A 12,434-nucleotide genomic window follows, 5' to 3' on the forward strand; every position below is an offset into this window, starting at 1 on the left:
GACCGAGCTCTTCGCCGTACCACGCCTGCGGTACGACTCGATCAACTCGTACTCCCAGAGAAGGTCCGGACGTTCACCCCGGGGTCGCCCCCAACTGTCAGAGACGCCCCGTACGGTTGAACGCATGGATCTTCGACTCCCCACCCCGCGAGACCTACTGCGAAGGCCGCGCCGCGCACTCGCAGCCGGCGCCGCCATCGCCGTACTCGCGGCAGCGGGAACGTGGACGGCAGTCGCCTCGGACGAGAAGACCCCGGCACACCGGACCGACCAGATCATGTCGATCGACGGCGTCCGCATCGACACCTCGTACTTCACCCCCACCACCGCCGGACGGCACCCCGCCGTGCTCCTCGCCCACGGCTTCGGCGGCAACAAGAACGACGTACGTCAACAGGCCGAGAACCTCGCCGAAGACGGCTACGCGGTACTGACCTGGTCGGCCCGCGGCTTCGGAAAGTCGACCGGCAAGATCGGCCTGAACGACCCGAACGGCGAGGTCAAGGACGTCTCCAAGCTGATCGACTGGCTGGCCGAGCAGCCCCAGGTCCAGCTCGACAAGCCCGGCGACCCGCGCGTGGGCGTCGCCGGCGCCTCGTACGGCGGCGCGATCTCCCTCCTCGCGGCCGGCTACGACAACCGCGTGGACGCCATCGCCCCCGCGATCACGTACTGGAACCTCGCGGACGCCCTCTTCCCCAACGGCGTCTTCAAGAAGCTGTGGGCCGGCATCTTCGTCAACTCAGGCGGCGGCTGCGAGAACTTCCAGCCGGAGCTGTGCCAGATGTACGAGCGGGTCGCGGAGGCCGGCAAGCCGGACGCCCAGGCGCGCGCACTGCTCGACGCCCGCTCACCGTCCGCCGTGGGCACCCGCATCAAGGTGCCGACCCTCCTGCTGCAGGGCCAGACCGACTCCCTCTTCCCGCTCGGCCAGGCCGACGCCGCCGCGAAGGCCATCCGCGCCAACGGCGCCCCCGTGGACGTCGACTGGATCGCGGGCGGGCACGACGGCGGCGACATGGAGACCGGCCGCGTGCAGTCACGCGTGCGTGCCTGGTTCGACCGCTACCTCAAGGACGACAAGGCCACCGACACCGGCCCGGCCTTCCGCGTCACCCGCACCGGAGGCGTCGACTCCACCGACGGCGCGGCCCTGCTGCGCGGCGCGAGCGCCGACAGCTACCCGGGCCTGGAGAGCGGCCAGAAGTCGATCGAACTGACCGGCCGCCGCGAGCAGAGCTTCGACAACCCGGCCGGCGCCAGCCCGCCCGCCGTCTCCGCCCTGCCCGGCCTCGGCGGCGGCGGCCTCTCCCAGCTCTCCTCACTGGGCGTCGGCGTCTCGCTGGACTTCCCGGGCCAGTACGCGCGGTTCGAGTCGGCGCCGGTCGGCAGCGGCCTGCGCATCACCGGCTCGCCGACGGTCACCGTCCACGTGAAGTCGACCAGCGACGACGCCGTGCTCTTCGGCAAGGTGTACGACGTCGGCCCCGGCGGCACATCCCCCGTACTGCCCTCCCAGCTGGTCACACCGATCCGCGTCGAGGGCGCCAAGGCGGGCAGGGACGTCACCATCACGCTCCCGGCCATCGACCACGAGATCGAGCAGGGCCACCGGCTGCGCCTGGTCCTCGCCTCGACGGACCTCGGATACGCCTCACCGACCGCCCCGGCGACGTACACCGTCTCCCTGAAGGGCGACCTGAAGGTGCCGACGGCGCCCGGCGTGACGACCGCGGCCGCCCCGCTCCCATCCTGGGTGTGGTGGCTGCCGCTGGCGGGCGCGGTGATCGCCCTCGCCCTGCTCCTCTCGGGCCGCCGCCGCACCCTCGCGGTGCCCCCGGACCCGGCGCTGGCCGAAGTCCCGCTCCAGATCACGGACTTGAGCAAGCGGTACGCGCGCTCGGCGGACCGGTACGCGGTCCGGGATGTGTCCTTCCGCGTGGAGAAGGGCCAGGTCCTCGGCCTGCTCGGGCCGAACGGTGCGGGCAAGACCACCACCCTGCGCATGCTGATGGGCCTGATCAAGCCGGACGCCGGCGAGATCCGCGTCTTCGGGCACGCGATCCGCCCCGGAGCTCCGGTCCTGTCCCGGGTCGGCGCGTTCGTCGAGGGCGCGGGCTTCCTGCCGCACCTCTCCGGCCGCGAGAACCTGGAGCTGTACTGGGCGGCGACCGGCCGCCCCATCGAGGACGCCCACCTGGACGAGGCGTTGGAGATCGCCGGTCTCGGCGACGCCCTGGCCCGCGCGGTCCGCACCTACTCCCAGGGCATGCGCCAACGCCTCGCCATCGCCCAGGCCATGCTCGGCCTCCCGGACCTCCTCATCCTCGACGAACCCACCAACGGCCTCGACCCGCCCCAGATCCGCGAGATGCGCGAGGTGATGATCCGGTACGCGGCCGCCGGGCGCACGGTGATCGTCTCCAGCCACCTCCTGGCCGAGGTCGAGCAGTCCTGCACGCACCTCGTCGTCATGGACCGCGGCCGCTTGGTCCAGGTGGGCGCGGTGAGTGAAATCATCGGTGAGGGCGACACCTTGCTTGTGGGCCTGGCGACCGACATCCCGGACCCGTTGGTGGAAAAGGTGGCAGCCCTACCGGGCGTCGAATCGGCGACCCGAACTGACGGCGGCTTGCTGCTACGCCTGGCCCCGACGCCGGACAGGGGCGCGGGGAACTGCGCGACCAGCCACAACGAACCCGCAGACGGCCAACAACACATCGACCCTCTTCCCGAGCCGCCCACAACCCCCCGCAGGAATTCAGAAGCCGCCGCCGATCTCCTCGTAGAGCTCGTCCGTCTCGAAGTCCCCGTCGCCTCCCTCGGCCCGCACCGCCGGCTCGAAGACGCCTTCCTCACCCTGATCGGAGGTTCCGCATGAGCACGCTCGTCGAGCGCGCCGAGGTGGCGTCCGGCTACCGGGCCGGCCGCACCCTGCCCCTCCGCGTGGAGCTGGCCCGGCAGTTGAAGCGCCGGCGCACCCTGGTCATGGGCGCGATCCTCGCCGCGCTGCCGTTCGTGCTGCTGATCGCGTTCGCGATCGGCGGCGGGCCGGGCAACGGCAATGGCCAGGTGACGCTGATGGACACGGCCACCGCGTCCGGCGCCAACTTCGCCGCGGTGAACCTGTTCGTGTCGGCGGGCTTCCTGCTCGTCATCCCGGTCGCCCTGTTCTGCGGGGACACGGTCGCCTCGGAGGCCGGCTGGTCCTCCCTGCGCTATCTGCTCGCCGCCCCCGTCCCGCGCGCCCGCCTCCTGTGGTCCAAGCTCGTCGTCGGACTCGGCCTCAGCCTGGCCGCGATGATCCTGCTGCCGGTGGTGGCACTCGCCGTCGGCACGGCCGCCTACGGCTGGGGCCCGCTGGAGATCCCGACCGGCGGCGCGCTGGAACCGGGCACGGCAGCGCAGCGCCTGGTCGTGGTGGTGGCGTACATCTTCGTCTCCCAACTGGTCACCGCCGGGCTGGCGTTCTGGCTCTCGACCAAGACGGACGCACCCCTCGGCGCGGTCGGGGGCGCGGTCGGTCTGACCATCGTCGGCAATGTCCTGGACGCGGTGACGGCCCTCGGCCACTGGCGCGACTTCCTGCCCGCGCACTGGCAGTTCGCCTGGGCGGACGCCGTCCAGCCGCACCTGGAGTGGTCCGGCATGATCCAGGGCACGGCCGTCTCGATAACGTACGCGCTCGTGCTGTTCGCCCTGGCCTTCCGCGGTTTCGCCCGCAAGGACGTCGTCTCCTAGGTCAACGGAGGATTACCCACCGGTCTCAACGGCCCATGATCGTGGCCTTGTTGAGATCCTTCCGCAACGCCCCGTACCGCACGTTCCGGCTTCTCCCGCCGTCACAGTCACAGATGTCGACGTCAACGGAGCAAGCCGGAGCAAGGGGGAACGGAAGATGGAGTGGTACCGAACACCACGGCCGGGCACACCACGCCCGGGTACACCACGGCCGGGCACGACACGGCCGAGCACGCCACGCCGCCGCACCCGGCGGCTGGGCACCGCCCTGCTCGCCCTCACCGCGGCCGGCAGCCTGCTGCTGACGGCCTGCGGGGGAGCGGACTCCGACGGCAGCAAGGCCTCGGACGGCTCCGACCGGAACGGCTTCCCGGCCCCGGCGCCCGCCGCCCCGACGGCCGGCGACGGCAGTCAGGAGGGCGAGCGACAGGACGGGCAGCAGGGCGAGGACTCCTTCGCCGCGCCCTCCCCGACCCCCGACTACCTCTCGACCTTCGCCCTGGACGTGGACACCGCCTCCTACGGCTACGCCCGCCGCACCCTCGCCGACGGCCACCGGCCCGACCCCTCGACGGTCCGTCCCGAGGAGTTCGTCAACAGCTTCCGCCAGGACTTCGAGCGCCCCGACGGCAACGGCTTCACGGTCACGGTCGACGGCGCCCGCACCAAGGACGAGAACTGGTCGCTGGTCCGCGTGGGCCTGGCCACCCGCCCGAGCTCGCAGACCGGTGAACGTCCGCCCGCCGCCCTGACGTTCGTCATCGACATCTCCGGCTCGATGAGCGAGGAGGGCCGCCTCGACCTCGCCCAGAAGTCCCTCGACACCATGACGGACCGGCTGCGCGACGACGACTCGGTCGCCGTCGTCACCTTCAGCGACAAGGCCGAGACCGTCCTGCCGATGACCCGCCTGGGCGGCCACCGCGGCCGCATCCACCACGCGATCGACAGCCTGGAGCCGACCTACTCCACCAACCTCGGCGCGGGCGTCGAGACCGGCTACGACACCGCCGTCGAGGGCCGCCGCGAGGGCGCCACCAACCGTGTCGTCCTCATCTCCGACGCCCTCGCCAACGACGGCGACACCGACCCGGACTCCATCCTCGACCGCATCTCGGACGCCCGCCGCGAGTACGGCATCACCCTCTTCGGCGTCGGCGTCGGCAGCGACTACGGCGACGCCCTGATGGAACGCCTCGCCGACAAGGGCGACGGCCACACCGTCTACGTCTCCGGCGAGGCCGAGGCCCGCAAGGTCTTCTGCGACCAGCTCCCGCAGAACATCGACCTCACCGCCCGCGACGCCAAGGCCCAGGTCGCCTTCGACCCCGAGACGGTCGAGCAGTTCCGGCTCGTCGGCTACGACGACCGCCGGGTCGCCGACGACGACTTCCGCAACGACCGTGTCGACGGCGGCGAGGTCGGCCCCGGCCACACCGTCACCGCCCTGTACGCCGTCCGCGTCCGCGAGGGCGCCAGTGGCCACCTCGCCACGGCCACCGTCCGCTGGCTCGACCCCGACACCCGCGACCCGCACGAGAAGTCCGGCGAACTGGAGACCGACGCGCTCCAGGGCTCCGTATGGAAGGCGAGCCCCCGCTTCCAGGTCACCGCGGTCGCCGCCTACTTCGCCGACTCCCTGCGCTCCGGCGACGACCGCTGGAACTCCCTCCCCGGCGACCCCGGCCTCGGCGAACTGGAGGACCGCGCCCGTGACTTGGCGGACCGGACGGAGGACAAGGACGTGAAGCAGCTCGCCGACGCCATCGAAACGGCCGACCGCACGGTGCGCTGAGTCAGCCGGCGCCGGGCCGCCGCCCGGCGCCGTACAGCAGTGTGTCGACGACGAGCGTCGCCAGGGCGTCGGGATCGCGGTCCGGGCGCTCGTCGTGCAGGGCCTCGCCGATCAGCGCGTAGTAGACGCGGCGGACCCACTCCAGGTCCGCCGCCGGGTCGAGCAGACCCTCGACCTGGGCCCGCCCAAGCAGCTCGACGCAGCGCGCCCCGAGCTGCTCCCAGCCCGCCGCGGCGCCACCGCCCTGATCGGTCGGCTGCCCCAGGGCATAGCTCCAAGCCCCCTTGATCCGCAGCACGTTGGCGGTGACGCGGTGCAGTGCGATCAGCGGCGGCGTGGTGTCGGGCCGCGCGTCCTCGATGGCCTGCGTGAGCTGCCGTACGGCCGACTCGGCGAGCGCCTCGATCAGTGTCTGCCGACTGGCGAAGCGCCGGTGGACCGTCGTCCTGGCCACGCCGGCGGCCTCGGCGATCTGCTCCATGGACGCGTTCGGATCGACGGCGAGCACCAGCTCGGCCGCCTCCAGGATCGCGCGCACACTGCGCTCGGCATCGGCCCGCAGCGCTCGGCCCATGGGCACCTCCACTCCGTCGGTTCGTGACCCCCCACTGGACGTAGACGATACGCCAGGGTCGCCGTTCCACGACTAACTGAGTCAGTGCTGTTGCAATTCTAAGAATAAGAGCTACAGTAGTGTCTTAGTTAAGCGTTCGGTTCGTCTTCATCGCGACCTTCTGAAGGGAAGGGCCATGACCACCACATCCACCGCCCTGATCACCGGCGCCTCCTCCGGACTGGGTGCCGAGTTCGCCGGCCAGCTCGCCGCCCGCGGCCACGACGTGATCCTCGTCGCCCGCTCCCGGGACCGCCTCGAAGCACTGGCCGACCGGCTGCGTACGACGTACGGCGTCCAGGCGCACGTCCTGCCCCAGGACCTCGCCGAGCCCGACGCGGCCGACCGCATCGCCGAGGCCCTCAAGGCCCGCGGGCTCAGCGTCGACCTGCTGGTCAACAACGCGGGCTTCGGCACCTGCGGCCGCTTCGAGGAGATCGACCCGCGAAAGGAGCACGACGAGATCATGGTCAACGTCCTCGCGCTCGTGGACCTCACCCACGCCGTACTCCCCGGCATGCTGGAGCGCGGCTCCGGAGCCGTCCTCAACGTCGGCTCCACGGCGGGCTACCAGCCCTCCCCGTACTTCGCGGTCTACGGCGCCACCAAGTCCTTCGTCCTCAACTTCTCGCTGGCGCTGCGCCAGGAGTACCGAGGCCGCGGGATCAAGGTCACGGCCCTGTGCCCCGGCTCGGTCGAGACGGGCTTCTTCGAGACGATCGGCACCCGCAAGGCCGCGATGGGCACCCCCTCCACCGCGGAACCGGTCGTCCGCGCGGCCCTGCGTGCCCTCGACCGCGACCGCGCCTACATCACGCCGGGCCTGGGCAACGCGCTGGGCGCCCACCTCAACCCGCGCCGCCCGCGCACCCTGGTGGCGGCGATCGGCGAGCGCATCACCCGCAAGGTGCTGGACCCGGAGCACTCCGAACCCGCGGCCGCCTGAACTGGTCCCGCGGAACCCATTGAAATTCCGTTACGCACCGGTAAGTTGACCTCCGTTCAGCCCCCTGCGACCGGGAGCCGTCATGGGCGTACGCAAGGATCTGAAACGGGCGAAGCGGCGCGCCGACCTGGCCTCCCGCACCGAGGTCGAGCTGGTCAGGGACGAACACGGCGCGGTCCGCGAGGCCCGCACCGCGCCCCTGGCCCCCCGGCCCACCACGGGCAGCACCGCGGACCTGCCCTTCACCAACGCGGCGCAGGCCCCCGACGCCGTACTCCTGCGCCGCAAGGAACACGGCACCTGGCGGCCGGTCACCGCGGCGGCCTTCGCCCGCGAAGTCACCGCCGTCGCCAAGGGGTTGATCGCGGCAGGACTCGAACCCGGCGGCCGGGTCGCGGTCATGTCCCGTACCCGCTACGAGTGGACGGTCCTGGACTTCGCGATCTGGGCGGCCGGCGGCCAGACCGTCCCGATCTACGCCACCTCCTCCGCCGAGCAGATCGAGTGGATCGTCCGCGACTCGGGCACCCGCTTCGTCGTCACCGAGACCGCCGAGAACGCGGACACGGTGACGACGGGCACGGCCGGCCACGAACACCCGCCGTACACCTGGCAGTTGGACGCCGGCGCCCTGGCCGAGCTGACCGCCCTCGGCCGCGACCTCCCCGACGAGGAGGTCACCAAGCGCCGTACCGCTCTCACCCCCGACACGATCGCCACCGTCTGCTACACCTCCGGCACCACCGGACGGCCGAAGGGCTGCGTCCTCACCCACGCCAACCTGCACGCCGAGGCCGCCAACACGGTCGAGCTGCTGCACCCCATCTTCAAGGAGGTCACCCGCCAGGTGGCCTCCACCCTTCTCTTCCTCCCGCTCGCGCACATCCTCGGCCGCACTCTCCAGATCGCCTGCCTGATGGCCCGCATCGAGATCGGCCACTGCCCGAGCATCAAGCCCGACGAACTCCGCCCCGCCTTCAAGGAGTTCCGCCCGACCTTCCTCGTCGGCGTCCCGTACCTCTTCGAGAAGATCCACGACACCGGCCGCGCCACCGCCGAGAAGATCGGCCGCGGCGCCTCCTTCGACCGCGCGGACCGCATCGGCGTCCGCTTCGGCGAGGCGTACCTGAACAGGTTCCTGGACACCGGCAAGGGCCCCACCCTGCCCCTCTACGCCGCCTGGGCCCTCTACGACCTGCTGGTCTACCGCCGCATCCGCAAGGAACTCGGCGGCCGCATGCGCTACGCGATCAGCGGCGGCTCCCCCCTCGACCGCAACCTCAACCTGTTCTTCTACGCCGCCGGAATCATCGTCTACGAGGGCTACGGCCTGACCGAGACAACCGCCGCGGCCACCATCGTCCCGCCCCTCAAACCCCGCCCCGGCACCGTCGGCCTCCCGGTCCCCGGCACCGCGATCCGCATAGCCGACGACGGCGAGGTGCTGATCAAGGGCGGAATCGTCTTCGGCACCTACTGGAACAACCCGGCGGCCACCGACGCCGTCCTCCAGGACGACTGGTTCGCCACCGGCGACCTCGGCTCCCTGGACCAGGACGGCTACCTCACCATCACCGGCCGCAAGAAGGACATCCTCGTCACCTCCGGCGGCAAGAACGTCTCCCCGGCCGTCCTGGAGGACCGGCTGCGCAGCCGCTCACCGGTCGGCCAGTGCCTGGTCGTCGGCGACAACCGCCCCTTCGTCGCCGCCCTGATCACCCTCGACCCCGAGGCGGTCGCCCACTGGCTGTCGGTCCGCAGGATGCCCGCCGACACCCCGCTGTCCGAGGTGGCCCGCGACCCACGCATCCGCGCGGACGTCCAGAAGGCCGTCGACTACGCCAACGAAGCCGTCTCCCGCGCCGAGTCGATCCGCGCCTTCACCCTGGTCGAGGGCGAGTTCACCGAGGACAACGGACTGCTGACCCCGTCCCTGAAGGTCAAGCGGCACGCGGTGCGTGAGGTGTACGGGGACGAGATAGAGGCGCTGTACGTCAAGCCCGACCAGCACAAGTCCCGTTAGCGGACACGGAAAAGCGGGCCGCCGAAGTGCTCGGCGACCCGCTCTCGCGGTGCTGCTGAGGTCAGCTGCCCACGGCGCCGTTGCCGGACAGGACCGGGATGTTGTCCAGGATGTGCGACAGCGGCTCGTCGCCCTTGGCCTGGGTGGAGTTCTCGGTGCACTGCTGGTTCTGCGGGGCCGACAGGACGGGGACGTCCTGCAGGACGGTGACCGGAACCAGGCCGACGATGGAGGCGGCGTTCACCTTGGCCGGCAGGCCGATGCACGGCTTGTTCAGGGTGCCCTGCACGAGCGAGAGCTGGGGGCTCATGTCGCCGTGGGTGGACTGGTTGCCGTAGACCTGCTCGGCGCCGTTGCCATTGGTGGTGGTGACACCGTCGTCGTTGCCGATCGCCAGCGCCTGGGGCGCGGTGGCGGCCGACACACCCGCGACGGAGGCAGCGATCGCGGCGGTCGCCAACAGCTTCTTCATGATTTCGTTCCCTTTCGGAGAGCGGACTCCGTGCAGAGTTTCGGAGAGCGGACTCCGTTGCAGAGCCGCGTGTTGATCAACCCGCGAGAAGTCGTTTGGTTGCGCTTTTTGCCCCGATTGGCGCAGCGCACTCGACGGGCGCGCGCCGCACGGAACGAAGACGGAACAAAGACGGACCCCGCGGAATCAAGACGGAATGGAGAAGGGCATGCAAAAGGGCCGCCGAGAATTCGGCGGCCCGTTCGCGTGTGCCCGGTGATCAGCTGCCGGCGGAGCCGTTGCCGGACAGGACCGGGATGTTGTCCAGGATGTGCGACAGCGGCTCGTCACCCTTGGCCTGGGTGGAGTTCTCGACACACTGCTGGTTCTGCGGGGCCGACAGGATCGGCACGTCCTGCGCGACCGTCACCGGCACCACGCCGACGAGCGAGGCCAGGTTGCCCTTGACCGGCAGACCGACACAGGGCTTGTTCAGGGAGCCCTGGATGAGCGCCATCTGGGGGCTCATGTTGCCGTACGTGGCCTGGTTGCCGTAGACCTGCTCGGAACCGTTGCCGTTGGTGGTGGTGACGCCACCGTCGTTGCCGATGGCCAGCGCCTGGGGCGCGGTCGCGGCCGATACACCGGCGACGGAGGCGGCGATCGCCGCGGCAGCCATAACCTTCTTGATCACTTGCGTGGTCCCTTCTGGAGTAACCCCGTCCACCGGAGCGACCTGCACAACTGGCGCTGGGCCGCATGGTTGCTGCCGTTCACTCCAATGGCCCACGTGGAATCCGACCGGGTGAAGTCACGAAACCTATCCGGCCGCCCCTTGTTGAGGTGGAAGCAGGAATGTGTGCTCCCGTCAGGAAAGGACCGGAGAAATGTTGAAGAAGGCAATGGCCGCAGCCGCGGTCGCGGCTTCTGTCGCCGGAGTATCGGCCGCGACCGCCCCGCAGGCGCTGGCCATTGGCAACGACGACGGCGTCACGACCGTCAACGGCAACGGCGCCGAGCAGGCCTACGGCAATGCCAAGACCAAGGGCGCCATGAGCCCCCAGGGCTCGCTCGTGCAGGGCAGCCTCAACAAGCTCTGCGTCGGTCTGCCGGCCAAGGTCAACGCCGCCTCCATCGTGGGCGTCCTCGTCCCGGTCACCGTGCTGCAGGACGTGCCCGTCCTGTCGGCGCCGCAGAACCAGCAGTGCGCGGAGAACTCCACCCAGGCCAAGGGTGACGAGCCGGCGTCGCACATCCTGGACAACATCCCGGTGCTGTCGGGCAACGGCGCCGTCGGCAGCTGACCCGGGCGACCGATCGACACGGCTCGGGCGGCCCACCGGTTCTCCGGTGCGGCCGTCCGGGCCTCGCCACGAAATTCCCCACCGTTGTTCGAATCCGCCTGACGTTTCTGCGCGCCCGCTTGAGAAGAAGCGTTACTGCTCCTCGTGGGTCAATATGTCAATTCGGCACGGGGCGTTCGAGTGAATTATCCGGTGGCTGATGTTCCGTAGTTTCTTCCGCTGTCTATCCCTCGTTTTGCAGCCTGCAGGTCATGGCGAGCCGCTCCAATGTGCTCGCTCGGTTTCGGCCGTCACCAGAGCATGACCGCAGAGAAGGGAAAGCTCATGAAGAAGACCGCCGCAGTCGTCGCGGGCGTCGTCATGGCCCTCGGCCTGGCCGCCCCGGCCTTCGCCGACGCCGGTGCCGAGGGTGCCGCCATCGGATCGCCGGGTGTCCTCTCGGGCAACGTGGTCCAGGTTCCCGTCCACATCCCGGTCAACGTGTGTGGCAACTCGATCAACGTCATCGGGCTCCTGAACCCGGCGTTCGGCAACGAGTGCGTCAACGACTGACCTCGTAACGCGCAGGCACCAGCCGTTCGGCTGCGTCACAGCCGGCCTCGGACGTCTTTTCCCGGTCCGAGGCCGGCTTTTCCCACTTCTTCTTCAGGCAGGAAGACAACGAGATGCGACAGACCCTGAGCAAGGGAATGGTCGCGGCGGCTGCCGCGACAAGCATTCTGTCCCTGTGCGGCGGCCCCGCCCTGGCCGACACGCACACGGGCGGCGCGGCCACGGACTCACCCGGTGTCCTGTCCGGCAACAGCGTCGAGGTCCCGCTCGACGTACCGGTGAACGCCTGCGGCAACTCCGTCGACGTGGTGGCCGCCCTGAACCCGGCGTTCGGCAACTCCTGTGCCGAGGGCCAGGCCACGCACGGCCGCGCGCACGGCGGCAAGCACCAAGGCCATGGTGGCGGATACGGCGACGACGACTCCGGCTACGGGTCGGACGACGACTGCGAGGACTCGGGCTACGGCTCCGGCGACTCCTGCGGCGAAGACCACACGCCCCCACCCGGCGGCCACCACACGCCCCCGCCCGGCGGCCACCACACCCCTCCGCCCGGCGGTGACCACACGCCTCCCCCCGGTGGGGATCACACCCCGCCCCCCGGTGGCGATCACACGCCTCCGCCTGGCGGCGATCACACGCCTCCGCCTGGTGGCGACCACACGCCTCCGCCCGGTGGGGATCACACCCCGCCTCCGGGCGGTGACCACACGCCCCCGCCCGGTGGCGATCACACGCCTCCGCCTGGCGGCGATCACACGCCTCCCCCCGGCGGCGATCACACCCCGCCTCCCGGTGGCGACCACACGCCCCCGCCGTACACCCCGCCCCCCGGCGGCGGTGACCACACGCCTCCGCCCACCCTGCCGCACACCGGCAGCGAGGCCATGATGGGTGCCGCGGGGGTCAGCGCCGCGATGATCGTGGCCGGTGCCGTGCTCTACCGGCGCGGTCGGGCCGGGTCCCACCGATAGTCGAGCAGTACGAGTACGACGAGCAGTACGAGGTG

At 70.7% G+C, this 12,434-nt stretch carries 11 protein-coding genes; 8 read left to right on the forward strand and 3 right to left on the reverse strand.

The features are described 5' to 3' along the window. The first annotated feature begins 124 nt into the window (after nt 1-124). From ACWDR3_RS08765 to ACWDR3_RS08775, 3 genes are all read left to right on the forward strand, one after another. Nucleotides 125-2,881 (forward strand): CocE/NonD family hydrolase, encoded by a 2,757-nt coding sequence (locus ACWDR3_RS08765; protein WP_450351743.1) that lies wholly within the window; start codon nt 125-127, stop codon nt 2,879-2,881. Further along, complete coding sequence (locus tag ACWDR3_RS08770; protein ID WP_450351744.1) at nt 2,878-3,741, forward strand: ABC transporter permease; 864 nt, start codon at nt 2,878-2,880, stop codon at nt 3,739-3,741. Before ACWDR3_RS08765 ends, ACWDR3_RS08770 begins: the two co-directional genes overlap by 4 nt. Nucleotides 3,742-3,898: 157 nt before the next feature. Continuing rightward, on the forward strand, nt 3,899-5,536 hold the full coding sequence (locus ACWDR3_RS08775; protein ID WP_450351745.1) for a YfbK domain-containing protein: 1,638 nt from the start codon (nt 3,899-3,901) through the stop codon (nt 5,534-5,536). Between the two features lies 1 nt (nt 5,537). Here ACWDR3_RS08775 and ACWDR3_RS08780 read toward each other — a convergent pair whose 3' ends face one another. After that, nucleotides 5,538-6,110: a TetR family transcriptional regulator gene (locus tag ACWDR3_RS08780; RefSeq protein WP_450351746.1), complete on the reverse strand. Its 573-nt coding sequence runs from the start codon at nt 6,108-6,110 to the stop codon at nt 5,538-5,540. Between the two features lie 175 nt (nt 6,111-6,285). Here ACWDR3_RS08780 and ACWDR3_RS08785 point away from each other — a divergent pair, with 175 nt between their 5' ends. Further along, complete coding sequence (locus ACWDR3_RS08785; RefSeq protein ID WP_450351747.1) at nt 6,286-7,095, forward strand: SDR family NAD(P)-dependent oxidoreductase; 810 nt, start codon at nt 6,286-6,288, stop codon at nt 7,093-7,095. An 82-nt stretch (nt 7,096-7,177) separates the two neighbouring features. Then, complete coding sequence (locus ACWDR3_RS08790; protein ID WP_450351748.1) at nt 7,178-9,118, forward strand: AMP-dependent synthetase/ligase; 1,941 nt, start codon at nt 7,178-7,180, stop codon at nt 9,116-9,118. Between the two features lie 61 nt (nt 9,119-9,179). On the opposite strand, the gene ACWDR3_RS08795 is transcribed toward ACWDR3_RS08790, so the two are convergent. Next, nucleotides 9,180-9,590 (reverse strand): rodlin, encoded by a 411-nt coding sequence (locus ACWDR3_RS08795; RefSeq protein WP_124000098.1) that lies wholly within the window; start codon nt 9,588-9,590, stop codon nt 9,180-9,182. Between the two features lie 259 nt (nt 9,591-9,849). Continuing rightward, nucleotides 9,850-10,263, reverse strand: coding sequence for a rodlin (locus tag ACWDR3_RS08800; protein ID WP_124000097.1), 414 nt, complete (start codon nt 10,261-10,263; stop codon nt 9,850-9,852). A gap of 193 nt (nt 10,264-10,456) precedes the next feature. Between ACWDR3_RS08800 and ACWDR3_RS08805 the strand changes: the two genes are divergently transcribed. The 3 genes from ACWDR3_RS08805 (at nt 10,457) to ACWDR3_RS08815 (ending at nt 12,399) form a co-directional block, all read left to right on the forward strand. Beyond that, nucleotides 10,457-10,873 (forward strand): rodlin, encoded by a 417-nt coding sequence (locus tag ACWDR3_RS08805; protein WP_450351749.1) that lies wholly within the window; start codon nt 10,457-10,459, stop codon nt 10,871-10,873. A gap of 324 nt (nt 10,874-11,197) precedes the next feature. After that, nucleotides 11,198-11,425, forward strand: coding sequence for a chaplin ChpD (gene chpD, locus ACWDR3_RS08810; RefSeq protein WP_450351750.1), 228 nt, complete (start codon nt 11,198-11,200; stop codon nt 11,423-11,425). Between the two features lie 113 nt (nt 11,426-11,538). After that, on the forward strand, nt 11,539-12,399 hold the full coding sequence (locus ACWDR3_RS08815; RefSeq protein ID WP_450351751.1) for a chaplin family protein: 861 nt from the start codon (nt 11,539-11,541) through the stop codon (nt 12,397-12,399). Nucleotides 12,400-12,434: the final 35 nt, after the last annotated feature.

The sequence above is a fragment of the Streptomyces sp. NPDC001002 genome (assembly GCF_053599215.1).